Here is a 26,292-nt window from a genome sequence, read left to right as displayed (position 1 = left end):
GGCTCTCTCATGTACGCTTATGACGAAATCGATCGGACCCTGGTCAACGAGCGCGTCGCCGAATTCCGCGACCAGGTGAAGCGGCGCCTGTCGGGCGAGCTCTCCGAGGACGAGTTCAAGATGCTGCGGCTGCAGAACGGCGTCTATCTGCAGCTCCACGCCTACATGTACCGCATCGCCATTCCCTACGGCACGCTGTCGTCGAACCAGTTGCGCCGGCTGGCCCATGTCGCGCGCCGCTATGACCGCGGCTACGGCCACTTCACGACGCGGCAGAACATCCAGTTCAACTGGATCAAGCTCGCCGAGCTGCCCGACGCGATGGCCGACCTTGCGGAAGTGGGCATCCAGTCGATGCAGACCTCCGGCAACAACATGCGCAACGTCACCTCCGACCAGTGGGCCGGCGTGGCGCCGGGCGAGATCGAGGATCCGCGCATCTGGGCCGAGCTCTTGCGCCAGTTCACGACCCTGCATCCGGAGTTCTCGTTCCTGCCGCGCAAGTTCAAGATCGCGATCACGGCGTCCGAGCATGACCGCGCCGCGATCAAGATCCACGACATCGGCCTGCGTCTGCTCAAGAACGCGCAGGGCGAGACCGGCTTCGAGGTGCTGGTCGGCGGCGGTCTCGGCCGCTCGCCCTTCATCGCCAAGACCATCAAGCCTTTCGTCCACGGCCACGACATCCTGAGCTATGTCGAGGCCATCCTGCGCGTCTACAACCAGTACGGCCGCCGCGACAACATCTACAAGGCGCGCATCAAGATCCTGGTGCACGAGCTCGGCATCGAGAAGTTCGCGTCCGAGGTCGAGGAGGAGTGGCAGCAGATCCGCGACGGCGTGCTCAAGCTCGATCAGGGGATCATCGAGGATATCCGCTCGCGCTTCTTCTATCCGGCCTACGAGACGCTGCCGCACATGCCGGAGGAGCTGAAGCAGGCCGCGCACGATCAGAAGTTCGAGGCTTGGCGCAAGAACGCGGTCTTCCCGCACAAGGCGCAGGGCTATGCGATCGTGGTCGTGTCGCTGAAGCCGGTTGGCAAGCCGCCGGGCGATGCGACCGCCGACCAGATGGATGCGCTTGCCGAGATCGCCGACAAATATTCGTTCGGCGAAATCCGTGTCGGGCATGAGCAGAATCTGGCGCTGCCGCATGTGCGCAAGCGTGATCTACCCGCGGTGTGGAAGGCGCTCGAGGCGATCGGCCTCGCCATCCCCAACGTCAATCTCGTTTCCGACATCATTGCGTGCCCGGGGCTGGACTACTGCTCGCTGGCGAACGCGCGCTCGATCCCGATCGCGCAGGAGATCACGCGCCGCTTCGCCAATCACGACACGGCCAACCTGATCGGCCGGCTGCACATCAACATCTCCGGCTGCATCAATGCCTGCGGCCACCACCATGTCGGCCACATCGGCATCCTCGGCGTCGAGAAGAACAACGAGGAATTCTATCAGATCACGATCGGCGGCCGCGCCGATGAGGGCGCCGTGCTCGGCACCCTGATCGGACCCGCGGTGCCCTATGCCGAGGTCGCCGACGTCGTCGAGGACATCGTCGAGGCCTATCTTGCGCTGCGCGCGAGCCCTGAGGAGCTGTTCGTCGATACGGTGAAGCGGCTCGGGGTCGAACCATTCAGGGAGCGGGTTTATGCCACTCGTTAAGGGCGGACACATCATCGCGGACGCGTTCGTCCGCCTCACCGACGATGCCGAGCTGCCGGCGCAGGGGGCCGTCCTGGTCTCGGAGACGCGCTTCCTCGCCGGCCCTGACGCGCTGGTCAGCCGCAGCGGTGGCAAGCTCGGCGTGATCTGGCCGAACAATCGCGATGTCGACGATCTCGTGCCGTATCTCGACCGGCTCGCGCTGGTCGCGCTGGTGTTTCCGAGCTTCCGCGACGGCCGCGCCTATACCCAGGCGCGTCTCTTGCGTGAGCGCTACGGCTATCGCGGCGAGTTGCGCGCGACCGGGCAGGTGCTGCGTGACCAGTTCGTGTTCATGCTGCGCGCCGGCTTCGATGCCTTCGAGGTCAAGAAGCAGGCGGATGCCGAGGCCTTCACCGAGACCGTGAAACGCTATTCGGTGTTCTACCAGCCGACCGGCGACGGTCGTATCTCGGCGCTGCATCAGCGCCTGCAACTGCGCCATTCGGAGAGTGCCGGGCTGTGAGCACGCTGGCTGCATCGCCTTCGGTTGCGGAGATCCCGGTCGCGGCGCTCGACGCCGCGCTGCGCACGGCCGCGCCGCGTGAGGTCATTGCCGCTGCTCTCGAGGCGATCGGTCGCGAGCGGCTGGCGGTGGTGTCGTCGTTCGGAACGGAGTCGGCGGCGCTGCTGAAGGTGACGGCCGACGTTGATCCGGCGATCCCGGTGATCTTCCTCGACACCGGGCACATGTTCGCGGAGACGCTGGCCTATCGCGACCAGCTCATCGAGATTCTCGGCCTGCGGGACGTACGCTCGATCAAGCCCGACGACGCCGCGCTGGCGCGCGAGGATGCCGACAACGAGTTGTGGTTCTCTGATCCCGATGCCTGCTGCCGCATCCGCAAAGTCGAGCCGCTGGCACGCGCGCTGGCGCCGTTCGCGGCCTGGATCAATGGCCGCAAGCGTTTCCAGGGCGGACTACGTGCGGCCATCCCGGTCGTCGAGCAGGACGGCGCGCGCGTGAAGTTCAATCCGTTTGCGAACGTGACGCGAGAGGACATCGCCGAAATCTACCGCTCGGCCAACCTGCCGCAGCATCCGCTGGTCGCCTCCGGCTTCCGCTCGATCGGCTGCATGCCCTGCACCAGCCGCTCGGATTCAGCCGAGGACGAGCGCGCCGGCCGCTGGCGCGGCCGCGGCAAGACAGAGTGCGGCATCCACACGGTGGCGACGTCGTCGGTGTAGGCTGCATGCGGCCATGAACATCGTGTTCGTGAAGAGGGACAGCGCGGATATCGAACGACGTCCTTGGCCTCGCGGACTGCTTCACCCCTCATCCTGAGGAGCCCGCCCCGAGGCGGGTGTCTCGAAGGATGAGGCCCGGACCACCTCCGCCGACGGCACTCCAGCCGTGCGTCTTCAACACCGCCACACGCTCCCACTCAGGGTGTGCATTCCGTGGTGAGAACAAGCGATGAACAAAGTCAAGCGCGATCGGGTGTCATGCGAGTTGGATCACGCCCATTCGCTGTGCTTCGCGCCCTCACGACGACAATGTGTCGCGGCGAAGAACAGCCATCCCATTGCGCCCCGCTTCGTAGCACAATGCCCATGTCCGGCCGGAAACAAGAGAATCCGGTTTCGTTGACTCTGAACCGCACATCCGGCGATCTGCAGTGCGCGCCTGCAGCATTGCGGGCTTTGGTCAAGGGAATGGAGAGCTTGGATGATGCGGCGTGTTCTGGCTGTTGTCGCGGGCCTGGCATGGGCGGGGTCGGCCGTTGCTGCCGACGTAAACCTGCTCAACGTGTCCTACGACCCGACCCGCGAACTCTATGTCGAGTTCAACAAGGCGTTTTCAGCCGCCTACCAGAAGGAGACCGGCAAGAGCGTCGAGGTCAAGCAGTCCCATGGCGGCTCCGGTGCGCAGGCCCGCAGCGTGATCGACGGCCTGCAGGCCGATGTCGTGACGCTGGCGCTCGCCTATGACATCGACGCGATCGCGGGCAAGGGTCTGCTCGACAAGGAGTGGCAGAAGCGGCTGCCGCAGAATGCCTCGCCCTATACGTCGACCATTGTCTTCCTGGTCCGGAAGGGCAATCCCAAGGGCATCAAGGATTGGGACGATCTGCTCAAGAAGGGCGTCGAGGTGATCACGCCCAATCCGAAGACGTCCGGCGGCGCGCGCTGGAACTATCTCGCCGCCTGGGGCTATGCGCTGAAGAAGTTCGGCTCGGTCGACAAGGCCAAGCAGTTCGTCGGCGACCTCTACCAGCACGTCCCTGTGCTCGACACCGGCGCCCGCGGCGCCACCGTGACCTTCGTGGAGCGCGGTGTCGGCGATGTCCTGCTCGCCTGGGAGAACGAGGCCTATCTGGCGCTGCGCGAGTTTGGCAAGGACAAGTTCGAGATCGTCGCCCCGCAGCTGTCGATCCTGGCCGAACCACCAGTTGCGGTGGTCGATTCGGTGGCCGATAGGAAGGGCACGCGGAGTGTGGCTGAATCCTACCTGAAATACTGGTATACAAAGGAAGGTCAGGAAATTGCCGCACGCAACTCCTACCGTCCGCGGGATCCTGAGGTCGCCAAGAAGTACGAGGCGGCCTTCGCCAAGGTCGAGCTGTTCACCATCGACGAGGTGTTCGGCGGCTGGACCAAGGCCCAGAAGGAGCATTTTGCGGAAGGCGGTATCTTCGATCAAATCTACAAGAATTGATCGAATCGGAAGGAACGAGTTGGTGGCAGCCGGTCTGATACGGCTTCGAGACAGTAAGGCAACAAGCTGGCGTTGCGGCGATCTGCGACATTGCGCATGAGACGCTGTCCCCGGTCTCGATTTGCCGAGACGAGGCTGGGGGCGGCGGGCGGACACCACAATCGATTCAAGCCCATCGACACCGATCATCAACGGACCAGGCCTTTTTTTGAACGTACTTGCACCACGTCGCAGCACCTTGCCGGGCTTTGGTCTCACCATGGGACTGACGCTGACCTGGCTGTCTCTGATCGTCCTGATTCCGCTTGCGGGGCTGTTCGTCCGCTCGACCGATCTCAGCCTCGACCAGTTCTGGGACATCGTCACCAGCCGGCGCACGTTGAGCGCACTCAAGATCTCGTTCGGCCTCGCCTTCGCCGCAGCCTGCGTGAATCTCGTGATGGGCACCATCGTCGTGTGGGCGCTGGTGCGCTACCGCTTTCCGGGACGCCGACTGTTCGACGCGATCGTCGACGTTCCGTTCGCGCTGCCGACGGCAGTGGCCGGCGTGGCACTGACTGCGCTGTTCACCCAGAAGGGCTGGCTCGGCGCGCCGCTCGCCGCGATGGGGATCAAGGTGGCGTTCACGCCGCTCGGCATCTTCGTCGCGATGATCTTCATCGGCATCCCCTTCGTCGTCCGCACGGTGCAGCCGGTGCTGATCGATCTCGATCCGGAGATCGAGGAGGCGGCGGCGAGCCTCGGCGCCGGGCGCTGGCAGATCGTGACCCGCGTGATCCTGCCGAGCCTGACGCCGGCGCTGCTCACAGGCTTCGCACTCGCCTTTGCGCGCGCGGTCGGCGAGTACGGATCGGTGATCTTCATTGCCGGCAATCTGCCGAACGTCTCCGAGATCGCGCCGCTGCTGATCGTGATCCGGCTGTCCGAATTCCGCTACGCCGATGCCACCGCGATCGCGGTGGTCATGCTGGTCGTGGCGTTCCTGATCATCTTTGCCGTGAACCGGTTGCAGCGCTGGGCGCAGAGCCGGGCGCCCTTGAACTAGGACCCGACATGAGCGTGGAGATGACCCTGCAGGCGCCGTCCGTGGCATCGTCCGCGACCAGCCCGCGCCTGGCGCAGGCCGGCCGCCCCGATCCGCGCACCGAGCCGCGCCTGGTCCGCATCGTCATCACGACGCTGGCATTGGCGTTCCTGTCGGTGTTCGTGGTGCTGCCGCTGATCGTCGTGTTCGTGGAAGCGTTCGGCAAGGGCGTCGCTGCCTATTTTACCGCGCTTGCCGACGCCGAGGCGTGGGACGCGATCCGCCTGACGCTGCTGGTGGCGCTGGTCTCGGTCGGCACCAATCTCGTGTTCGGCCTGTGCGCCGCCTGGTCGATCGCCAAGTTCGACTTTCCGGGCAAGACGTTCCTGATCACCCTGATCGATCTGCCGTTCTCGGTGAGCCCGGTGATATCGGGCCTCGTGTTCGTGCTGCTGTTCGGCGCGCAGGGGTTCTTCGGTCCGTGGATGCAGAGCCATGGCCTGCAGATCCTGTTCGCCTTTCCCGGCATAGCGCTGGCCACCGTGTTCGTGACCTTTCCGTTCGTCGCGCGCGCGCTGATCCCGCTGATGCAGGAGCAGGGCACGCAGGAGGAGGAGGCGGCGATTTCGCTCGGCGCGTCCGGCCTGCAGACGTTCTTCCGCGTCACCTTGCCGAACATCAAATGGGGTGTGCTGTATGGCGTGCTGCTCTGCAACGCGCGCGCGATGGGCGAGTTCGGCGCCGTCTCGGTGGTGTCCGGCCATATCCGCGGCGAGACCAATACGATGCCACTGCTGGTCGAGATCCTCTACAACGAATACCAGATGGTCGCCTCGTTCGCGATCGCCTCGCTATTGGCGATGCTCGCGCTGATCACGCTGGTCGTCAAAACCGTCCTCGAACGGCAACTCGATGAGGGAGGTCAGCATGACCATTGAAGTCAGGGGTGTCGTCAAGACATTCGGCACGTTCAAGGCGCTCGACGGCGTCGATCTCAAGGTCGCCGACGGCGAATTGCTGGCGCTGCTGGGCCCGTCCGGGTCGGGCAAGACGACCTTGCTGCGGATCATCGCCGGGCTGGATTGGCCTGATGCCGGCGAGATCCTGTTCGACGGCGAGAGCGCGCTCGATCGCGGCGCGCGCGAGCGCCATGTCGGCTTCGTGTTTCAGCACTACGCGCTGTTCCGGCACATGAACGTGTTCGAGAACGTCGCCTTCGGCCTGCGCGTGCAGCCGCGCCGCGTCCGCAAGAGCGAGGCGGAGATCCGCGCGCGCGTGAAGGAGCTGCTGGATCTCGTCCAGCTCGACTGGCTCGCCGATCGCTATCCGAGCCAGCTCTCCGGCGGCCAGCGCCAGCGCATCGCGCTGGCGCGTGCGCTCGCCATCGAGCCGCGCATCCTCTTGCTCGACGAGCCGTTCGGCGCGCTCGACGCCAAGGTGCGCAAGGAGCTGCGGCAATGGCTGCGCACCTTGCATCACTCCATCAACGTCACCTCGATCTTCGTCACCCACGACCAGGAGGAGGCGCTCGAGGTGGCGCATCGCGTGGTGGTGATGGACAAGGGCCGGATCGAGCAGGTCGGCTCGCCGAGCGACGTCTACGACGCGCCGGCGACGGCGTTCGTCCACGGCTTCATCGGCGAGTCGATCATGCTGCCGGTCGAGATCACCGGCGGCGCGGTGCATCTCAAGGGACGCCCGCTCGATCTCGCGGCCGAGGGCGCGGCGGCCGGGGCCTCCACCTTGTTCGTGCGCCGCCACGACATGGTGATCGGTCCGGCCGGCAGCGGAACGCTGGACGGCGACATCACTCATGTCCGCAGCTTCGGCCCGGTGCAGCGCGCCGAAATCGCGCTGGCGGAGGGCGTCGCGACGATCGAGATCGACGCCCCGCGTGACCGCGAGCTCAGGATCGGCGAGCGGGTCGGACTGAAGCCGCGGCATTATCGGATCTTTGCGGGGTGAGGGCACGTGGCCGCGTGGGTCGCGGCCAGCTCGATCCGGCGATGTATGCCGCGAGCTCCGAGCACTTGCAGCTCTGAGCCGTAGACCTCAACCAAAAAAACAGTGTCGTCCCGGACAAGCCCGACAACGCGTAGCGTTGGCGGGCGCCGATCCGGGACCCATACGCCGTGACGCCCGTTGTTGAGCCCGCTCGACCGGCATCGCGTCTCGCCACGACCGCCACGGCGTCTGGGTCCCGGTGCGACACTAAAGTTGTGGCGCCGTCCTTGGCTTGATCACTCGGAGGGTCCGCGCCCCACAGCGCTTGACCGGGCGGACGTTATGGTTGACGAACCGTTGCCGGCAGGAATGGCCGCAATTGTCGCGATGGAACTTACCTCCGATTCACCTTTCAGCCACGGTTGATGTGCAACAACCCGCCTCTCTCGTCGGCATAGGGACTGGTTCATTGAAGCATCTGGCACTCGCTCTCTCCGTTGCATTCCTGCTCGCCGGCTGCGCGGCCGAGACGCCGGTGGTGCAGGCGCCGACCATGTATGCCGACATGGCGGTCGCGGGCGCGAAGCTCGATGCTGTCGCTGCCGCGACGATGATCTCGCAATACCGCCAGAATAACGGGCTCGGCATGGTCGAGGTCGATCCCGAGCTGATGCGGCTCGCGGAATCGCAGTCGCAGGCCATGGCAGACAAGAACAAGCTCGATCATGACGTGCGCGCCCCGCTGGCGAAGCGCCTGACCGGTGCCGGCTATGACGCTGTCGTCGCGGTCGAGAACGTGTCGGCCGGCTATCACACGCTGGCGGAAGCGTTTTCCGGCTGGCGCGACTCGCCGCCGCATCGCGCCAACATGCTGAAGAATGGTGTCACAAAAATAGGCATCGCAGCGAGCTATGCTCCGAATACCAAGTACAAAGTGTTCTGGACCATGATCCTGGCCGCGCCGGACGGCAAGAAGCCCTCCTGACAGGCAGGGCTGCCGCTGCCTTGCGCAGGCCGCGTGCGCGGCGCTCGCGCGCGAGTCAGGACCGACCTAGCCCTTGGGGTGGATTGACGTCACCGCGAAGTGACGCCACGTTGGCGCCTTGCTTTGCTAATGACCGCAGTAATGACGCAACATCCATTTCCCCCGCTGCCTGCAACCCCCAGCGAATCGCAACGTGTCCTCGTCCTGCAGGGCGGCGGCGCGCTCGGCTCCTATCAGGCCGGCGCCTATCAGGCGCTGTGTCATTTCGATTTCGAGCCGGAATGGGTCGCCGGTATCTCGATCGGCGCCATCAACGCCGCGATCATCGCCGGCAACGACCGGGACAAACGCATCGGCCGTCTCAAGGAATTCTGGGAGATGGTGTCGTCGCCGGTGCCGTGGAAGCCGCTGCTCAATGGCGATCATCACCGCTCGGCCTTCAATGAGGTCAGCGCCGGGCTGATCGCTGCCTTCGGCGTGCCCGGCTTCTTCACGCCGCGCTTTCCGCCGGCGCCGCTGTGGCCGTCCGGCACGCCGCAATCGGTCAGCTATTACGACACCGCGCCGCTCAAGCGGACCCTGGAGCGGCTGGTCGATTTCGACCGCATCAACGATCTGAAGACACGCCTCTCCGTCGGCGCCGTCGGCGTCACCACCGGCAATTTCACCTATTTCGACAATGTCGAATTCAAGAAGCAGGGCAAGCGGATCGGACCCGAGCACATCATGGCGTCTGGCGCGCTGCCGCCGGGCTTCCCGCCGGTCGAGATCGACGGCGAGCATTATTGGGACGGCGGCATCGCCTCCAATACGCCGCTGGACTACGTGCTCGACACCGAGACCGATCGTGATCTCCTGATCTTCCAGGTCGATCTGTTCTCCGCACGCGGCGATCTGCCGAGGACGCTGCTGGAGGCCGCCGAGCGCGAGAAGGACATCCGCTATTCCAGCCGGACGCGGATGAACACGGACAAGAACCGCATGATCCACAACACGCGCAAAGCGCTGCGCGAGCTCTATGCCAGGCTGCCGGACGAGCTGCGCAACGATCCGTCGCTCGAGATCCTGTGCAAGGCAGCACAGGAGAACACCGTCACGGTGGTGCACCTGATCTACCGCAGCAAGAGCTACGAGAGCTCGTCGAAGGACTACGACTTCTCCCATGTTGCGATGGTCGAGCATTGGGAGGCGGGCGTTCGCGACGTCCACCAGTCGATGCATCATAAGGACTGGCTGGAGCGGCCGCAGTCCGGCGAGACCATGGTCACCTACGATCTCACGCAGGACGGCAGTCTCGCTGCCGCCAAGAAGGAGTGAAGCAATGACGACGAACCTCAAAGGCAAGACCGCGGTCGTGACCGGCTCCACCAGCGGCATCGGGCTCGCTTATGCCCGCGCCTTCGCGTCGGCCGGCGCCAACATCGTCCTCAACGGATTCGGCGCCCCCGCCGACATCGAGAAGGAGCGCGCGGCGATCGAGAGCGACTACAAGATCAAGGCCGTGCACTCGCCGGCCGACATGAGCAAGCCGGCCGAGATCGCCGGCATGATCGCGCTCGGCGAGACCACGTTCGGCTCGGTCGACATCCTCGTCAACAATGCCGGCATCCAGTTCGTCTCGCCGGTCGAGGATTTTCCGCCGGAGAAGTGGGAGCAGATCATCGCGATCAATCTGTCGTCCGCGTTCTACGGCATCCGTGCCGCCGTGCCCGGCATGAAGAAGCGCGGCTGGGGCCGCATCATCAACACCGCCTCGGCACACTCGCTGGTCGCATCTCCGTTCAAGTCGGCCTATGTCTCGGCCAAGCACGGCATCGCCGGCCTCACCAAGACCGTGGCGCTCGAGCTCGCGACCTTCAAGATCACCTGCAACTGCATCTCGCCGGGCTATGTCTGGACGCCGCTGGTGGAGAAGCAGATTCCGGACACCATGAAGGCGCGCAACCTCACCAAGGAGCAGGTCATCAACGATGTGCTGCTGGCGGCGCAGCCGACCAAGGAGTTCGTGACCTCCGAGCAGGTCGCGGCGCTGGCGCTGTTCCTGTGCGGCGACGATGCGGCGCAGATCACCGGCACCAACCTCTCGATCGACGGCGGTTGGACTGCGGCGTAACGATCGCAGAGAGCGCTGAACGAGGCACCAGTTTCGCGCCGAGGCGGGTTTCGCTTCGGCGCGGTCCATTCTACAAGCGTGCGTTTCCACGACCAGCGCACGGACCCCTGACCTTGCTGACCACGATCATCGGCCTCGGCGCCGCCATCTGCACCACGAGCTCGTTCCTGCCCCAGGTCATCAAGGCCTGGCGGTCGCGCTCGACCCATGACATCTCGATGGGCATGTTCGTGCTGCAGACCACCGGCAACTCGATGTGGCTGCTCTACGGCGCGCTGATCAGCGACTTGCCGCTGGTCGTCGCCAACGCCATCACGCTGGGCCTGGTGGGGGCGATCCTCGGCCTGAAACTGCGCTACGGCTAAGGGACTTCAGCCGATCAGCTGCGGCGCGCGAACACGCTCGCGGTGGTGGACGCGACGCTCTGTCCCGGCGGCAGCACGACCACGGTCGATCCGAGCTGGACGTGGTTGTAGAGGTCGGCGACGTCGGTGTTGGTCATGCGGATGCAGCCGGATGAGATCGCCTGGCCGATATATTCGGGCTGGTTGGTGCCGTGGATGCGGTACAGGGTGTCCTTGTTGCCCTCGTAGAGATAGATCGCGCGGGCGCCGAGCGGATTGGCCGGGCCGCCGGCGACGCGCTTCGGATACGGCCCGAGGCGCGCCTGGATGTCGGCGGTCGGAACCCAGTCCGGCCATTCCGCGAGCTTGCCGACCGTGGCGACGCCGGAGAAGGCCATCGCCTCCTCGCCGACGGCGACGCCGTAGCGGACCGCCTTGCGGTCGGGCAGCACGTAGTACAGGAACCGCGCGTCGGTATCGACGACGATCGTGCCCGGCTGTTCCTGCCGGGTGTATTCGACGATGTGGCGCTGGAACTGTTGCGGGATCTGCGCCTCGGCATAGGGGGCGTGCGCAAGCAACTGGCGGTCGCGCGGCGTCAACGCCGCATCGGTCGATGGCGACAGCGTCGCTTCCATGCAGCCGGCCAGCATCAGGGTTCCGGCCAGCGAGAGTGCGACCCCCAGTCTCGACATCTCATTCTCCCCCAGCGCGCGATCAAGTCACCTGCCCGGAGGATCGCGCCAATATCAAGGCGTTGCACCCAACACTTGCGTGATCGCCGCGCGGGACGAGATGGGGCGGCATTGCGCTCGCAGTTCCGCCAAGGCGAGGCCAAGATGACGCAACAGATGCGTCAACATGGTTCCCTCAAGATGCCTTGCCGAAGGCGAGGACGTGCAGCCCGAGCCGCTGCTTGACGATGCGGAACAGCAGCACGGTCTCGAAGGCCAGCGACAGCGAGGTCGCGGCCGCGGCGCCGTAGCCGCCGAACTGCGGAACCAGCAGGATGCAGAGCACGAGGTTCATGACGAAGGCCGCCGCATAGGCCATGGCGCAGGCGCGCTGCTGGCCCAGCATGTTCAACAGTCGCTCCACCGGACCGATCGCCGACCGCACGACGAGGCCGATCGCGGCGATGAACATGATGTCGTAGCCGGCGGTGAACTGCGCGCCGAACAGAAACAGCAGCGGCTTGCCGAGCGCGAGCAGCACCAGGGTCGCCGCGAGCGACGGCCAGAATGTCCACTTGATCGCATGCGCGACATAGGCCGACAGCCGCGCCTTGTCGCCGAGCGCGTGGTACTCGGCGAAGCGATGCGCCGTCGTCGCCGACATCGCGTAGTGGATGAACGACACCAGCGCGAGCGTCTTCACCACGGCGAAATAGATCCCGACCTCCTCCGAGGAGCGGAATTGCTGCAGCACCAGCACGTCGGTGTAGGACAGCAGCAGGTAGAAGCTCTCGACCAGGAGGATCGGCAGCGAGATCGCGAGCCAGCCGCGGAGATCATATTGTCTGGGGCCCGGCTCGATGTGGCGGCCGAGCCTGTTGTTCAGCACCAGCATCTGGCCGAGCATCGCGAGCCACACCGCGGCCGCGCTCGCGGCCATCGCCGCGGTCGCGCCGAGATCGAGGCCGAGCACGAAGGCGCCCGCCGTGAAGCCGATGATCAGCGTCTGGCGGATGATGAATTGCGGCATCAGCCCGAGCGTCATCCAGTCGTGCGAGCGGGCGATGCCGTCCTGGGTGTTGGCAACGACGAAGGCGGGCAGGGTCAGGCAGCCGAGATAGAGCGGCACGCGCTCGCTGGCGTCGATCCAAGGCGACAGCAGCGCGATCAGGCCTGCAAGCAGCAGCGCCGCTGCAGTGGACGTCGCCAGCGTCAGCCAGCGTCCGCCGGAGAGGAAGCCGCGCAGCAGCGCCTGCTGGCCCGCGGTGCGGTAGTCCGGAATGATCTTCTGCGCCGAGGAGGCGATGCCGACATCCAGCATGCTGCCGAGCAGCAGCACCCAGGTCCAGACATAGACGTAGGTGCCGTAGTCCGAGCCGCCCATCCAGCGCGCGAGCAGGATCTGGCTGAGATAGGCGAGGCCCGCGCTGAGCACGCGGATCAGGAAGATGGTGCCGGCCAGGCGGCGCGTCAGCGACGCCTCGCCGCTGCCGCCGAGCGCAGCCAAGCGCGCCTTCAGCCGGCCTGCGAGGCCGGTCGATGCGGGGGCGTTGCGGGCATCCATCACGGCCACGGCGGGGTCCGTCTCCACGGCCGCGCGGATGGCGGCGATGCTGCTTCCCTATCAACGCAACGTTAAGATTGAGTTGGACCGGCCCCGCGTCGCTCGCCCGGCGCAGCCGCCGTCAGGGCAGATTGAAGTTGAACTCGTAGGCCCTGTCGGGGCCGACCAGCGTGAATTTCAGGGCCGCGCCGTCCGGCTTCACGCCGGGCGGAACGCCGTCGAGCTCGAAGGCGAAGCGCTTGATGCCCGGCATGCCGCTGTCGCGCACGGTCGGGATCGGCAGCGCCCAGTCCGGCGTCGGCCCCTCGACATAGAGCTGGACACCGCGCGGATCGGCGACGGCCACGTCGACGATGACGTCCTTCTGGCCGTCGCGCTTGACGTCGCGGATCGTCAAGGGATTGGCATCGCCGACGGTGGCCGGCTTCGGCACCGTGTCGAGGGCCGCCGAGAGCGCCGTATCCTCGGTGCTGGCGACGCTGGTGAAGGCGAGCTCGGCCTTCGCTTCGACGGGAATGCAGATCTTCTCGCAGACCGCGTAGCTGATGTCGGCGCGCAGGGTCATCGGCTTGTCGGCGTTCTTGGCGACGATGCGCAGCGGCAGCACGACCTGATCATGATAGCCGAGCGAGTGTCCGCCGGCGCCGTCGTCGAACTTTGTCGGCGCGGGCCACAGAACCGTCACCGCTTCGACGTTCTCCGACTTGGAAAAGTCGAACCGCGGCGGCACGCCTGAATCGCCGGGCGTTCGCCAATAGGTCTTCCATCCCGGCTGCAGCGCAAGGGCGATGCCGCCCAGCATGACCGGACCGCTGCGCGAGCCCGCGAGCAGGCGCACCGCGGAGTGGCTGTCGCGCTGCCAGGGCGAGGAATCCTGCGCCTGCGCACCGAACGCAAGGCAGGATGATACGACGGTCGCGACGAGCAGTGTGGCAGAGTGGTGAGGAACCAAGGCGGACATGAGACGTCTTTAGAGTGCGGTTCGGGCGCAAACCATTGAAATGCTTGTGAGCAGATTTCCTCGCGAGGACCTGAACCTTGATTGACAGATGCGCATCCCAATATCAGGATATCAATGATCATGAGAGTCCTTGCGGATGAATCCTGAGGCAAAAAGGCTGGGCGACATTCGCCGCAAAGTGACAGGGATCGGGGATCACACCTCTCACGGTGGTTACCTCGACGGCCAGCTGCTGGTTGCAATGCCCGTGATGGGCGATTCCCGTTTCGAGCGCTCGGTGATCTATCTCTGCGCGCACTCGGCTGAGGGCGCCATGGGTATCATGGTGAACCGGCCGGCGGGCAGCATCGACTTCCCTCAGCTGTTGATGCAACTGAATATCATCGAGAAGAGCGATCAGATCAGCCTGCCCGACAGCGCCGAGACCATGAAGGTGCTGAGCGGCGGCCCGGTCGATACCGGACGCGGCTTCGTGCTGCATTCGAGCGACTACTTCATCGCCAACGCGACCTTGAAGATCAACGACGGCGTCTGCCTGACGACGACGATCGACATTCTCAAGGCGATCGCCAAGGGCGACGGTCCGAAGCACGCCATCCTCGCCCTCGGCTATGCCGGCTGGCGCGCGGGCCAGCTGGAGGAAGAGATCCAGGACAATGGCTGGCTGCATTGCGACGCCGATCCGGAGCTGATCTTCGGCGACAATGTCGACGCCAAATACGATCTCGCGCTGCGCAAGATCGGCATCGATCCGGGCATGCTGTCCAACGCCGCGGGGCACGCATAGGCCTTATCGTCCGGCAGGAGTCCCCGCGCTCGCTGGGATCAGAGAAGACTCTCGATGGGGCGCTCTGCCTCTACACCGTCATTGCGAGCGCAGCGTAGCAATCCAGAATGCCCACCGCGGATGCAGTCTGGATTGCCTCTGCGCTTCGCTCCTCGCAATGACGACATGGAGAGGGATGAGGCCGCGCATCTCTGCTGAAGGCAGAACTACTCCGCCGCCTGCTGCGCCACCGTCGGCTCGGTGCCGGCCACGGTGGCGCGGCGCATGTCGCGCGGTTGCGACTGATCGTAGCGGCGCACGCGGTGCATGGTCTGCCTGTTGTCCCACATGATCAGATCGTGCAGCGTCCATTTGTGGACGTAGACGAACTCGGGCTGTGTGGCATGCTCGGTGAGGTCGCGCAACAGCAGCCGCCCTTCCGGCATGCTCATGCCGAGCACGGCGCCGGCATGCGACGACAGATACAGCGACTTGCGGCCGTGCGCCGGATGGGTGCGGACCAGCCGCTGCCTGACCGGCTTGAACATCTCCTTCTCCTCACCGGTGTAGTCGAGGAAGCCGAGCGAGCCGCGCGAATACATCAGCGAATGTTCGCAGACGAGATCCTCGATCTCGTCCTTGGTCTCCCGGTCGAGCGCGTCATAGGCGGCGCGCATGTCGGCGAATTCGGTGTTGCCGCCCTTCGGGTTCACGATTCGCGCCGACAGGATCGAGTACTTCGCCGGGATCGGCCGGAACGAGCTGTCGGAGTGCCACAGGCAGTTGCCGAGATTGAACAGATGCGTGCGATGGTCCGGTGGCAGCGGCTTGCCATCCTTGCCGAGATTGGAGACGTCGTTGAGGCCGGTGGTGAGGCGGTAATCCTCCTTCTTGGTGACGGTGCCGCCGCGCGCCTGCTCGCGGTCGCCGAAACTGAGCGCAAAGGCGAGCTGCTGCTCGTCGGTGATGTCCTGATCGTGAAATACGAGAACGGCGTAGTGGTCGATCGCGGCCTGCAATTGCGCGACCTCGTCCCGAGCGAGAGGCTTGCGCAGATCGACACCGGACACTTCGCCGACGAAATGCGGATGCAGCTGCCGGATGGCGATCGCCATGGTGTCCTCCTCGCGTCCTCATGACGGCGGACTCCTGTCCGCTTCTACTGAAGCAAGAGGCTACGCCGGCGATGTGCGAAGTCAACGCAAGGCGCGGAGCGCCGCGCGCACGGCTGTCATGCCGGCGCGTCAGACGTCATGCGTTGCGGGCCATCAGCCCGCCGTCCACGGGGATCACCGCTCCGGTGAGGAACGAGGCGGCCGGCAGGCACAGGCTCAAGGTTATGTGCGCGACTTCTTCGGGATCGCCATAGCGGCCAAGCGCGGTGCGGCGCCGCGCATAGACCGCCTTCTGCTCGTCGGGAATGCGCGCGGTCATCGCCGTGGTGATCGGGCCCGGACAGATGCAGTTGACGGTGATGCGATCGCGGCCGAGCTCAACCGCGAGCGAGCGCGTCAATCCGGTCACCCCGGCCTTTGCAGCCGAATAGGCGCTGTGCAGCGCCGTTGCGCCGAGCGCCTCGGTCGAGGCGATGTTGACGATGCGCGGGCTGGATGAGCGGCGCAGATGCGGCAGCGCGGCGCGGATGACGCGCTGCTGCGCCGTCAGCATGATCGCAAGCCCTCTCGCCCAGGCCTCGTCGTAAGCCTCGTCGTCGATCGCGACACGGACCGAGATGCCGGCATTGTTGACGAGGATGTCGAGCCCGCCGAAATGCGCCGCGGCCTCGCCGACGACGGCGCTGATGGCGTCGCGGTCGGCGAGGTCGAGCCGCCATGCACGCGCTGTTCCGCCGCAGGCCAGGATATCCGCCGCCACGGCGCCGGCCCCGTCCTCATCGATATCGGTGACTGCGACGCTGGCGCCTTCATCGGCGAACACGCGCGCGGTCGCGCGCCCCATCCCCGACGCCGCGCCGGTGATCAGGACGGTCAATCCCTTGACCGAGCGGTTGAGTTGCCTGTGCTGGTGCATATTTGCGGCTCACGGAAAAATGCGCATCGCATGCGCGCCGTCGGGATTAACACTGATCGGACGCATTCGGTAGGCACTCATCCGGCGTGGCCGAATTTGCGTTGCCTACGACAGGGATCAACAAACCGGAGTGATCATGGCGCTCTCCAAGATCTTCATGCGCTTGGCGTTGGTGGTGGGACTGATAGCAACCACGGCAGCGCATGCCGACGGCATCAATTCCGGCGGCCGCAAGGCCAGCGCGTTGCGGCCGTTCGACGCGCGGAGCGTTGCCGAGTTCGATACGCCCTGGGCCATCGCCTTCTTGCCCGATGGGCGGATGCTGGTCACGGAGAAGCCGGGTCGGATCTTTCTGGTCACGCAAGGTGGGAAGAAGATCCAGATCGGCAACGTGCCCGCGGTCGCTGCGCGCGGACAGAACGGTCTCCTCGATATCGCGGTGTCGCCGAGCTTCGCGACGACGTCGCAGATCTATCTCACCTACACCGAGCCGAGCGGCGAGGGCAGCCGACTCGTACTGACCCGCGCCGAGTTGTCGGTTTCGAATGACAACGCCACGCTGACCGACCCCACCGTCATCTGGCGCCAGACGCCCGCCGGCGGCGGCGGGCAGCCCGGCGGCATCATCGCGTTCGATCCGTCGGGAACGCATCTGTTCCTGACGGTCGGCGACCGCATGCAGCCGAACAGCGCCCAGGATCCGCGGCAGGCGCGCGGCAAGGTGCTCAGGCTCAATCTCGACGGCGCGACTCCGTCGGACAATCCCATGGCCGAGGACAAGGGCGTGCCGGCCCAGACGTGGACCACCGGCCACCGCAATCCCTACGGGCTCGCCTTCGCATCAGATGGCAAGCTCTGGCTGCACGAGATGGGACCGCGCGGCGGCGACGAGCTGAACCTGATCGAGCCGGGCAAGAACTACGGCTGGCCGCTGGTGTCGAACGGCGACAATTACAACGGCACGCCGATCCCGCGGCATGCGACGCGGCCCGACCTCGCGCCGCCGCCGCTCTATTGGGATCCTGTGATCGCGCCGGCCGGCTTGGTCTTCTATGATGGTCCGATGTTTCCGCAATGGAAGGGATCGGCGCTGATCGGGGGCTTGCGGGTTCAAGCGCTGGTCCGCGTCGCCTTCCGGCCCGATGGTCAGCCTGACGAGGCCGAGCGCTGGGACATGGGCGAGCGCATCCGCGATGTCGCCGTGGCGCCGGACGGCGCCGTCTGGGTGATCGAGGACGACTCGCCCGGCCGCCTGCTGCGGCTGACACCGATGAAGTAGCTGCGCAGCAGCATTGATGCGAAGGCGCCGATGCCGGTGTCGCCACAGCCGCGATGCCGTTGACAGGGCCTGCGCTGATCTCCACACCATCCGACAAATAACAATAGAAGGAGTGGGGAGATGAACGCGCTCGATTTCACGGGACGCTCGGTGCTGGTGATCGGCGGCTCGAGCGGCATCGGCAACGGCATTGCGCAGGCGTTTCGCGCGCAGGGCGCGCGCGTCGATATCAGCGGCACGCGACCGAGTGCTGCCGATTATGCCGCAGACGAGGGCTCCGATCTCGTGGGGTTGAACTACCATCAGCTCGATGTGAGCGATCCCGGCGCGATCGAGAGCTTCGCACCGCAACTCGATCGTCTCGACGTGCTCGTGCTGGCGCAAGGCGCGGTGCTCTACCGGCGCGGCGAGTTCGCCATGGACGGCTTCCGCAAGGTGGTCGAGGTCAACCTCATCAGCCTGATGGCCTGTGCGACGAAATTTCACGGCCGGCTGCGCGATGCCAAGGGCGCGCTCATCATCGTCTCGTCGACCGCGGCCTATCATTCCACCATGGGCAACCCGGCCTACAACGCCTCGAAGACCGGTGCGATGGGATTGACGCGAACCCTGGCGGAGGCGTGGGCGGAGGACGGCATCCGCGTCAACGGGATCGCGCCCGGTCTCGTCGACACCAAGATGACCAAGGTGACGACCGCCAATCCGAAGCGTCTCGAGAGCGCGCTGCAGCGCATCCCGCTGCGGCGGTTGGGCACGCCGCAGGACATGGCCGGTGCGGCGCTGTTCCTGGCCTCGCCGCTGTCGTCCTACATCATCGGCCAGACCCTCGTCGTCGACGGCGGCCTGATTTTGTAGTGGTCCGGAACCTGCGCCGTGCTGGCCGGTTAGCAGGCCAGCAATCCCGCACAATGCAGAGAAGGAGAGCGGCAATGGATCAGGATCGGCTGACCGGTACGGCCAAGGATGTCGCAGGCAAGATCGAAGGCGGCGTCGGCGAGATGTTGGGCGACAAGAGCACGCAGGCGTCGGGCCGTGCACGCGAGGCTTCGGGCGTCGTGCAGAACATGTATGGCCAGGCCAAGGACGCGGCGCGCGAGGCCGGCGATGCGGCGATGGATTTCGCCAAGGATACGTTCGGCAACGGCTCCGAAACGCTCCGTGACGGCACGCAGGCCCTGACCAAGCGGGTTCAGAACAATCCGATAGGTGCACTCCTGGTCGCCGGCGGCATCGGCTTCCTGCTGGCGATGCTGATGCGCTCGCCGAGCCGGCCGCAGCCGCCGCAGCGCTGGCGCTACTGAGGCTGCAACAGCCCCGCTGACGGACGATCAGATGAAAATCGGCCCGCATTCGTTCTCGAATGCGGGCCGATTTGTCATGGTCATCTTGTTCCGGAATGATCCGCGTCGATCGCCCCCAGCGCCGAAATGCGGTCACGATCAGCGGCCCTGGGTCTCCAGCGCTGCTGCCGAGCGGCCGACCAATCCTGGCGGCCGCGGCGGCGCGTTCGGATTGCGCGCGGCGGGCGGCCGCGCCGGCTGCTGTTGCTGCTGAGGCGCGCCGAAGCCAAAGAAGTCGCGGACGCCCTGATTCGGCTGCTGCGTTTGGGCTGGCGGCTGCTGAGCGGGCGCCGCCGGCGTGGTCAGCCGCTTCTGCCTCGGCTGCGGCGGCACCGGTCCCTGCGCGGCCGGAGTTGCTTCCGCCGGCGAGGTCGCGGCCATTGGCGCCTCCGGCCGGGTGAACTCCTTCGGCGGCTCCTTGGCCTGCTCGCGCCCAACCTCGCGGCGGGGCCAGGCGAAATCGTCGGCGCGGCCGGCGGGCGGGCTCAACGCCTCGCCCTTGACCAGGGTCCGGGCCGCCAGCGCATCGACCGCCGCAGGTCGGGAGCCGGGGCCGCCCAGCAACTGGTCGGTGCCGACGGATGACGCCACCAGTGGCAGGATCGGGCCGGCGACCGGCCGCGGCGCCGGCTGGCCGGGCACGGCATTGGCGTCCGGCGTCGCCGGCTCGTTCGGCAATTCGAGCGGCGCGGAACGGGCCGCGAGCAGCCGGTTGATCTCACGCTCGGCATAGTGGGCGAGCTTGCGTGCGCCCGGCTTGGTGAAATAGACGCCGTCATAGGAGCGCAGCTGCCGGATCTGGCCTTCGAAGTCCGGCCCCTTCTGCAGGAAGCGGCCGGACTCGTCGACAAAGCCATCCCAGACGTCGACATAGGTGATGCCGGCCTTGCCGGCCGCATCGCGATACAGCGAGTCGAGGAACAGCGTGTCCGCCGTGCCCTTGGGACCGCGAACCGCGGGCAGGCCGACCCAGAGCACGGGCACGCCCTTGCTCTTGGCGATCGCGATCATCTCCTCGATCTTCTTCGTATACAGCTCGACCCAGCGCTCGTCCCGGAACTCATAGAGGCCGCCTGGCGAGCGGGCGGCCTTCTCCGGTGCCGCGACCACAGGCGTGTCGTTGTCGGCCTCGTCCTGCGGCAGATCGGTATCGGCAGCCTTGTCGTCGGGCTTGGCCGCCGTGTCGGCCTTGCCATCCGGCTTGGCTTCGCCCGGCTTGGCCTCACCGGGCTTTGTCTCACCCGGCTTGGCCTTGGCATCCTTCTTGGCCTTGTCGCCCTTCTTGTCGTCGGGCTTCTCGGTCTTCTCCATCGCGGGCTCGCGCAGCGAGATGCGGTCGTTGAGGCCGAGCATGATGACGATGGCGTCGGCGCGCTCGGTCGCCAGGATGCCCTTGGCGGCGGCGGCCCAGTCGGCCGGCTCGCCCTTGGGCTGGTACTTGATGAGGCCCGAAGTGGTCCTGATCTTGCGGGTCACGCCCATGTCGGGCTGCTCGGAATAGGCCTCTTCCAGGCCATAGGCGAGCCAGTCGGCCATGGCGTCGCCGAGCACCAGCACATAGCGGTCCGGCGCGCCGTCACGCTTCTCCGGCGGCGGCGCCTTGGAATAGTCCTGGATCACCCTCTTCGGCTGTTGCTGCGGGAACGGAGTAAAGAAGTCGCCGCCGAACCAACCTCCGCCACCTCCACCGCCGCGCGGCGCCGGGCGGGGCGAGGCGAACGGGTTGAAGTTGAAGAACTGGGCCGAGGCGGGGCCGGCGATGCCGACGAGCATGGCGATGACGACCGCCAGCACGACCAGCGGGCCGGGCTCGTTCAACAGCTTGAGGATGGACTTCAGCTTTGACATGCGCACCCGTCGCGCGGCGAGATCGTGACAATCCATATAATAGGACGCGAATCAGGCCGCAAACGGGCATTCACCGGATGGTGTTGATGGCATCGGCAATCGCCCCACACGGTTACCGGCAGGGCAGATTGGGCTGTGATCAGCGCGCCCGCAGCCGTTCGAGCACGTCCGAGGTGGCAAATCCGTCCGCCGGCGCCCCGATCGAGGCCTGGAAGTTCCGCAGCGCCTCGCGCGTCTGGCCACCGAACTGGCCGTCCGGCGTTCCGCGGTAAAATCCGCGCTCGGCGAGCAATTGCTGCAGCTCCAGCCGCTCGCCGCGCGACAGCGTTCGTTCCTCGCGCGGCCAGGACTGAACGAACGGCGGTCCGCCCCGCAGACGGTCGGCGAAGTGGCCAATCGCCAGCGCATAGGCTTCCGCCGGGTTGTATTTCATGATGACGCGGAAGTTCTGCAGCATCAGGAAGCCGGGGCCCTGGGCGCCGGCCGGTGCCAGCAGATAGGCCTTTTCGGCGCTGGCCGGGAACGGCTGACCGTTGGCTCGCCGCAGGCCGAGCTGTTCCCACTGGCCGAAGCTCATGCTCTTGGCGCGGTCAGCGAGCATGTAGTTGAAGCCCTGGGGCACCACGACCTCGTAGCCCCAGCTCTGGCCGCTCTGCCAGCCGTCCTTCTTCAGATTGTTGGCGGTCGAGGCGATCAGGTCGGCCGGATTGTCGACGACGTCGCGGCGGCCATCGCCGTCGGCATCGACGGCGAAGCGCTTGAACGCGGTCGGCATGAACTGGGTCGGGCCGAAGGCGCCTGCCCACGAGCCGCGCATCTGCTCGGGGCGCAAATCGCCGCGATTGAGGATCTCCAGGGCGGAGAGGAACTCGTCCTTGAAATAGGCCTGGCGGCGGCCGATGCAGGCGAGCGTCGCGGTCGACTGAAGCACGCTGCGGTCGCCGATCTGGGTCGAGTAGTTGGACTCGATGCCCCAGATCGAAGCGATAATGTAACGGTCGACGCCATAGGCGCGCTCGGCCGCATCGAACTGCGGCTTGTACGTCGCCAGCACCTCGCGGCCTTTCGCCAGCCGGTTGTCGTTCACCAGGATGTCGAGATAGTCCCAGATCGACTTGGTGAATTCGGGCTGCGCGTCGAGCAGGTCCATGATGCGCAGGTCCGGCGACAGGCCGGCGGTGAAGCGCTGGAAATTGTCCTGCGTGATGTTGCGCCGTGCGGCATCTGGCCACATGCCGGCGACGCAATTGTCGAAATTGCCGGCGGCTTCGCGGATCGCGGCCGCCGTCATCAGCGGATGGCCGGAGGCGCCGTCCTCGCCGCTCCACGGCTGCGGCCCGCCGGCGGCGGGAGGCTGGTTGGGGGCGGGGTTGCCCTTGGTCGGGGTGCCCGTGAACAGGCCGTCGAGAAAGTTCAGCGGCCCGCCGCCGGATTGCGCGACAGCGGAACCAGACACCACCGTCAACGCCGTGACCAGAACCGCCGCGCCAGCACCGGCCTTCAGAGCTGTCAGCATCACGTTCCGTCGCATCATGTCTCGATCCAGATCGCATGGAAGATCGGGCTCCACGAGGCCCGGTCCTGCTTAACGGGAGATTAACAAGGTTAACGATTTCCGCAGCGAAATTTAGCCGTTCGGTTCGTGTCGAGCGGAACACTGGACCCAACATCCGCCTTTGTTCTCGGCTGCAAACGAGCTACCTAAAATGCGATCGATTTCGCATTCATATCGCCACAAGGTCTAGTCATCCCCATGAAGATCCGCAAAGCCGTTTTTCCGGTCGCCGGTCTCGGCACCCGCGTCCTTCCCGCCACCAAGGCGATGCCGAAGGAAATGCTGACGATCGTCGACAGGCCTCTCATTCAATACGTCTTCGACGAAGCCAAGGAGGCGGGCATCGAGCATTTCGTGTTCGTGACCGGGCGCAACAAGACCGCGATCGAGGATCATTTCGACCGCATGTACGAGCTCGACGCGACGCTCGCGGCGCGCGGCAAGAAGACCGAGATCGAGATCCTGGCGCGCGACCAGCCGGAGGCCGGCGCGGTCAGCTTCACCCGTCAGCAGGCGCCGCTCGGCCTCGGCCATGCCGTGTGGTGCGCGCGCGACATCGTCGGTGACGAGCCGTTCGCGGTGGTGCTGCCGGACGAGCTGGTGCTGAACTCGCCGGGGTGCCTGGCGCAGATGATCGCGGCGGCGAGCAAGCTTCCGGAGAAGAGCAACGTGCTGGCGGTGCAGGAAGTGCCCGCCGACCAGACCCATCAATACGGCATCTGCGGCGTCGGCAAGCGCGACGGCAAGATCTTCGAGGTCGACGGCATGGTCGAGAAGCCGGCCAAGGGCACCGCGCCGTCGAACTTCTCGATCACCGGGCGCTACATCCTGCAGCCTGAGATCTTCCAGATCCTGGCGACGCAGGAGCGCGGCGCCGGCGGCGAGATCCAGCTCACCGACGCGATGATCGGATTGTCGAAGACACAGAAATTCTATGGCGTGGATTTCGACGGCGAGCGGCACGATTGCGGCTCGAAGTCCGGCTTCCTGCGCGCCAACATCGCCTTCGGCATGGCGCGGGCCGACCTGCGCGATGGCCTGCGCGAGGACATGAAGCGCTATCTCGAAGGCAAGGGCTGAGGCCAAGCCGGCGAGAAATGCCGCGCCTTCGAGGCGGTTGGCGGCATCACGCCGCCAGCGAGGCCGCGGGTGACGGGTGACGCACCACTGCGCTGGCGCAGCGGTTACGGCCCGCGGCCTTGGCCATGTAGAGGGCGCGGTCGGCGGCGTTCAGCAGGCCGCTCCAATCGGTGTCGCGCGACGGCGTGACGCTGGCGGCGCCGATGCTGATCGAGGTGGTGCACGCTTCTCCCGCCCACAGCTTGACCTTGCTGCGGATCGTCTCCGCGACGCGCAGCGCATCCGCTTCCGAGGTCCCCGGCAGCAGCACCGCGAACTCCTCGCCGCCATAGCGCGCGGCGCAGTCGCCGGCGCGCCGCACCGAATCGGAGATGCACACGGCAATGCCGACCAGCACCTGATCGCCGGCCTGGTGCCCATGGGTGTCGTTGTAGCTCTTGAAGTGATCGGCATCGATCATCAGCAGCCCCAGCGGCGCGCCGGTGCGCTGCGCCCGCCACCATTCGAGCTCGATCGTCTCGTCGAACTTGCGCCGATTCTTCAGGCCCGTCAGCGGATCCGTGGTCGCGAGCTGCTCCAGCCTGGATTCGATCTTCGCCCGGAGCTGGATCTCGCGCGCGGCGACCTGCGTCGCGGCCAGGACGAACACGATCAGCGCCAGCATCATCGCCCCGATCTCTGCAGCCTCATTGCGCCAGTATGCGTAGACGCTGTCCCACGACTTGCTGGCGATCACGACCAGCGGCTCATTGCCGTTGCGCCAGACCAGGAGCCGCGGCAGATCGTCCAGTGCGCCATAGCTGCTCGACCAGCCGGACGGCTCGGTGAGCGCGCGGGTCACGGCCGGCGCCCGCGCCAGATTGCGGCCGATCGCGGCGGAATCGAACGGCGCGCCGACGACGACGGTGCCGTCGCGCCGGAGCACCGTGATGTTGCCGCCCGACCCGAGCGTGAGCCGTGCGAACAGGTCGCGGAAATAGCCGAGGCGGATCGAGCCGGCGACGACGCCGGCGAAGCGTCCGTCCGGCGTCGAGATGCGGCGGCTGAGAACGATGGAGTATTGGCCATGATGCTGGGCGGGCCGCCCGACATAGAGTCCGGTGTCGGGCCGGTCGCGATGCACCTGGAAGAAATCGGCGTCGCTGCGGTCCTCCGGCAGCGGGTCGAGCGTCGACGACTCGAGCGACAGCCGTCCGCGGGCATCGAACACCTGGATGGTGCCGAAATTCTTCGCGGTGGACGAACGGTCGAACAGGATCAGTTGGCGGACCGGCTTGCTGACCTCGTTGATTTCGGGCAGCAACATGTTGCTGGCCACCGCCCGCAGCGAGAGATCGTAGAGCTCGACGTTGCGGCTGATGTCGGCGCCGATGCTGGCGGCCATGTTCTCCAGCGCCTGGCGGGCGCGGACCTCCTCGCTCCGGCGCAGGTCGATCATGACGCTGGCGCAGATGGCGGAGAAACCGATGATGGTCGAGATGGAGCAGGTGATCAGCGTGCGCGCCGAGACCCGCCAAGGCTGCGTCGCCCGGCCCGTTCGGCGTTTCCAGCGCATCGGATCGTCCCGTCCCCGTGGAGTCCCGTCCGTAGACTGACGGATAAAGCCGAAGTAACGCATGTTAGATTAACGAGTCGTTGCGTTCGCCGCGCCTGTCGTCAAGGCGGCCGCACACGCGCTGGTACGATGGAGTCGAGACTTGCCGGACTATGATGCGCTTCGAGACTATCTCAAGCGGCAGACCCGCCCCGAGCTGGTGCTCAGCCTCGACGAGATCGAGGAGTTGATCGGCGACAGCCTGCCGCGCGCGGCGCAGCGCGCCTCGTGGTGGGACAGCCTGCGGAGCCCGCAGGAGAAAATGCCGCAGCGCGAGGCCTGCCTGGCGGCAGGCTATGTCGCGACCCGACTGCCGGATGGCAAGGGTGTCCGCTTCCGCAAGCTGAAGCCGGAGCGCTGAGCTGCATCCGTGCCCGTGGCAATTGGCCTGCATCCTGCTCTCCAGGCGGTGACGCGCTTCGAGTTCAACGTCGACGAGGCGATCGAGATTTTGGAGAACGCCGGCTGGAAGGAGGGCGCGAGCGGCATTCGCGAGAAGGGCGGCAAGCCGCTCGAGCTCGTAGTCCAGACCTCCACCAACGTCCCGCGGCCGAAGAACCATGTCATCGTCACGCAGGCCTGCCAGAAGGCGGCCATCGAGCTCGAGCCGAAGTCGGTGGTGGCTCGGCGTTCTTCTCCAGCGACGTCGCCAATTCCGACACCTACACGTACGTCTACTGCGACATGGAGATGCTGATGATCACGATGGCGTCGCCGGGTACGCGCGTCAGCGGCATCCGCAAAGGTTTGTAGAGCCGTTCCTCGGAATGGGACAACGACCTCTGGCAGTTGCCGAACTGGTGTCGCGAGAGCTGAGCGCACATCGA

At 66.0% G+C, this 26,292-nt stretch carries 26 protein-coding genes; 18 read left to right on the top strand and 8 right to left on the bottom strand.

What is annotated here, in order from left to right; translation table 11 throughout:
- Positions 1-9 precede the first annotated feature (9 nt).
- The 11 genes from QX070_RS02420 (at position 10) to QX070_RS02370 (ending at position 10,794) form a co-directional block, all read left to right on the top strand.
- Positions 10-1,665: a nitrite/sulfite reductase gene (locus QX070_RS02420; protein WP_315734525.1), complete on the top strand. Its 1,656-nt coding sequence runs from the start codon at positions 10-12 to the stop codon at positions 1,663-1,665.
- Positions 1,652-2,170 (top strand): DUF934 domain-containing protein, encoded by a 519-nt coding sequence (locus QX070_RS02415; protein ID WP_315734522.1) that lies wholly within the window; start codon positions 1,652-1,654, stop codon positions 2,168-2,170. Before QX070_RS02420 ends, QX070_RS02415 begins: the two co-directional genes overlap by 14 nt.
- On the top strand, positions 2,167-2,892 hold the full coding sequence (locus QX070_RS02410) for a phosphoadenylyl-sulfate reductase (protein ID WP_315734520.1): 726 nt from the start codon (positions 2,167-2,169) through the stop codon (positions 2,890-2,892). Before QX070_RS02415 ends, QX070_RS02410 begins: the two co-directional genes overlap by 4 nt.
- Before the next feature lie 481 nt (positions 2,893-3,373).
- On the top strand, positions 3,374-4,363 hold the full coding sequence (locus tag QX070_RS02405) for a sulfate ABC transporter substrate-binding protein (protein WP_315734518.1): 990 nt from the start codon (positions 3,374-3,376) through the stop codon (positions 4,361-4,363).
- Between the two features lie 208 nt (positions 4,364-4,571).
- Positions 4,572-5,408, top strand: a complete 837-nt coding sequence (gene cysT, locus QX070_RS02400) for a sulfate ABC transporter permease subunit CysT (RefSeq protein ID WP_315734516.1) — start codon at positions 4,572-4,574, stop codon at positions 5,406-5,408.
- Between the two features lie 8 nt (positions 5,409-5,416).
- Positions 5,417-6,325 (top strand): sulfate ABC transporter permease subunit CysW, encoded by a 909-nt coding sequence (cysW, locus tag QX070_RS02395; RefSeq protein WP_315734514.1) that lies wholly within the window; start codon positions 5,417-5,419, stop codon positions 6,323-6,325.
- A complete protein-coding gene (locus QX070_RS02390) occupies positions 6,315-7,352 on the top strand; it encodes a sulfate ABC transporter ATP-binding protein (RefSeq protein ID WP_315734512.1) in 1,038 nt (345 codons plus the stop codon). The genes cysW and QX070_RS02390 overlap by 11 nt, the downstream gene beginning before the upstream one ends.
- Positions 7,353-7,800: 448 nt before the next feature.
- Entirely contained in the window at positions 7,801-8,316 is a 516-nt protein-coding gene (locus QX070_RS02385; protein ID WP_315734510.1) for a CAP domain-containing protein, read from the top strand.
- 141 nt (positions 8,317-8,457) lie between these two features.
- The gene (locus QX070_RS02380; RefSeq protein ID WP_315734508.1) at positions 8,458-9,633 is read left to right on the top strand and encodes a patatin-like phospholipase family protein; all 1,176 of its coding nucleotides are present in this window, start codon (positions 8,458-8,460) and stop codon (positions 9,631-9,633) included.
- 4 nt (positions 9,634-9,637) lie between these two features.
- Positions 9,638-10,429: a 3-hydroxybutyrate dehydrogenase gene (locus QX070_RS02375; RefSeq protein ID WP_315734506.1), complete on the top strand. Its 792-nt coding sequence runs from the start codon at positions 9,638-9,640 to the stop codon at positions 10,427-10,429.
- Positions 10,430-10,542: 113 nt separating this feature from the next.
- Entirely contained in the window at positions 10,543-10,794 is a 252-nt protein-coding gene (locus QX070_RS02370) for a SemiSWEET transporter (RefSeq protein ID WP_315734504.1), read from the top strand.
- A gap of 14 nt (positions 10,795-10,808) precedes the next feature.
- Here QX070_RS02370 and QX070_RS02365 read toward each other — a convergent pair whose 3' ends face one another.
- The 3 genes from QX070_RS02365 to QX070_RS02355 all read right to left on the bottom strand — a co-directional run bounded on the left by QX070_RS02365 (position 10,809) and on the right by QX070_RS02355 (position 13,972).
- A complete protein-coding gene (locus QX070_RS02365; protein ID WP_315734502.1) occupies positions 10,809-11,468 on the bottom strand; it encodes a L,D-transpeptidase in 660 nt (219 codons plus the stop codon).
- A 175-nt stretch (positions 11,469-11,643) separates the two neighbouring features.
- The gene (locus QX070_RS02360) at positions 11,644-13,020 is read right to left on the bottom strand and encodes a lipopolysaccharide biosynthesis protein (RefSeq protein WP_315734500.1); all 1,377 of its coding nucleotides are present in this window, start codon (positions 13,018-13,020) and stop codon (positions 11,644-11,646) included.
- A 112-nt stretch (positions 13,021-13,132) separates the two neighbouring features.
- Complete coding sequence (locus QX070_RS02355; protein ID WP_315734498.1) at positions 13,133-13,972, bottom strand: protein-disulfide reductase DsbD domain-containing protein; 840 nt, start codon at positions 13,970-13,972, stop codon at positions 13,133-13,135.
- 136 nt (positions 13,973-14,108) lie between these two features.
- Here QX070_RS02355 and QX070_RS02350 point away from each other — a divergent pair, with 136 nt between their 5' ends.
- Positions 14,109-14,759: a YqgE/AlgH family protein gene (locus tag QX070_RS02350; RefSeq protein WP_315713870.1), complete on the top strand. Its 651-nt coding sequence runs from the start codon at positions 14,109-14,111 to the stop codon at positions 14,757-14,759.
- 206 nt (positions 14,760-14,965) lie between these two features.
- Here QX070_RS02350 and QX070_RS02345 read toward each other — a convergent pair whose 3' ends face one another.
- Positions 14,966-15,853: a TauD/TfdA family dioxygenase gene (locus tag QX070_RS02345; RefSeq protein WP_315734496.1), complete on the bottom strand. Its 888-nt coding sequence runs from the start codon at positions 15,851-15,853 to the stop codon at positions 14,966-14,968.
- Positions 15,854-15,989: 136 nt separating this feature from the next.
- Complete coding sequence (locus tag QX070_RS02340; RefSeq protein WP_315734495.1) at positions 15,990-16,769, bottom strand: SDR family NAD(P)-dependent oxidoreductase; 780 nt, start codon at positions 16,767-16,769, stop codon at positions 15,990-15,992.
- Between the two features lie 136 nt (positions 16,770-16,905).
- Between QX070_RS02340 and QX070_RS02335 the strand changes: the two genes are divergently transcribed.
- From QX070_RS02335 to QX070_RS02325, 3 genes are all read left to right on the top strand, one after another.
- Positions 16,906-18,048, top strand: a complete 1,143-nt coding sequence (locus tag QX070_RS02335; protein WP_315734493.1) for a PQQ-dependent sugar dehydrogenase — start codon at positions 16,906-16,908, stop codon at positions 18,046-18,048.
- A gap of 120 nt (positions 18,049-18,168) precedes the next feature.
- Positions 18,169-18,903: an SDR family oxidoreductase gene (locus QX070_RS02330; protein ID WP_315734491.1), complete on the top strand. Its 735-nt coding sequence runs from the start codon at positions 18,169-18,171 to the stop codon at positions 18,901-18,903.
- 74 nt (positions 18,904-18,977) lie between these two features.
- A complete protein-coding gene (locus QX070_RS02325; RefSeq protein ID WP_315734489.1) occupies positions 18,978-19,349 on the top strand; it encodes a CsbD family protein in 372 nt (123 codons plus the stop codon).
- Positions 19,350-19,487: 138 nt separating this feature from the next.
- On the opposite strand, the gene QX070_RS02320 is transcribed toward QX070_RS02325, so the two are convergent.
- Together QX070_RS02320 and QX070_RS02315 are read right to left on the bottom strand one after the other, a co-directional pair.
- Positions 19,488-21,236 (bottom strand): DUF459 domain-containing protein, encoded by a 1,749-nt coding sequence (locus QX070_RS02320; protein ID WP_315734486.1) that lies wholly within the window; start codon positions 21,234-21,236, stop codon positions 19,488-19,490.
- 139 nt (positions 21,237-21,375) lie between these two features.
- Positions 21,376-22,770 (bottom strand): lytic murein transglycosylase, encoded by a 1,395-nt coding sequence (locus QX070_RS02315; RefSeq protein ID WP_315734484.1) that lies wholly within the window; start codon positions 22,768-22,770, stop codon positions 21,376-21,378.
- 219 nt (positions 22,771-22,989) lie between these two features.
- Between QX070_RS02315 and QX070_RS02310 the strand changes: the two genes are divergently transcribed.
- On the top strand, positions 22,990-23,871 hold the full coding sequence (locus tag QX070_RS02310; protein WP_315734482.1) for a UTP--glucose-1-phosphate uridylyltransferase: 882 nt from the start codon (positions 22,990-22,992) through the stop codon (positions 23,869-23,871).
- A gap of 46 nt (positions 23,872-23,917) precedes the next feature.
- Here the strand turns inward: QX070_RS02310 and QX070_RS02305 are convergent, their stop codons facing one another.
- Positions 23,918-25,426, bottom strand: coding sequence for a diguanylate cyclase (locus QX070_RS02305; RefSeq protein ID WP_315734479.1), 1,509 nt, complete (start codon positions 25,424-25,426; stop codon positions 23,918-23,920).
- Between the two features lie 142 nt (positions 25,427-25,568).
- Here QX070_RS02305 and QX070_RS02300 point away from each other — a divergent pair, with 142 nt between their 5' ends.
- Both QX070_RS02300 and QX070_RS02295 read left to right on the top strand, forming a co-directional pair.
- On the top strand, positions 25,569-25,826 hold the full coding sequence (locus tag QX070_RS02300; RefSeq protein WP_315734477.1) for a hypothetical protein: 258 nt from the start codon (positions 25,569-25,571) through the stop codon (positions 25,824-25,826).
- A gap of 9 nt (positions 25,827-25,835) precedes the next feature.
- On the top strand, positions 25,836-26,162 hold the full coding sequence (locus QX070_RS02295; RefSeq protein WP_409998938.1) for a hypothetical protein: 327 nt from the start codon (positions 25,836-25,838) through the stop codon (positions 26,160-26,162).
- The last annotated feature ends 130 nt before the right edge of the window (positions 26,163-26,292 follow it).

Origin of the sequence: Bradyrhizobium sp. SZCCHNR1093 (assembly GCF_032381175.1) — a bacterium.
Lineage (GTDB): Bacteria > Pseudomonadota > Alphaproteobacteria > Rhizobiales > Xanthobacteraceae > Bradyrhizobium.
Note: the sequence above shows the minus strand (reverse complement) of the source record. Positions and strands in the feature narration are given on the sequence as shown.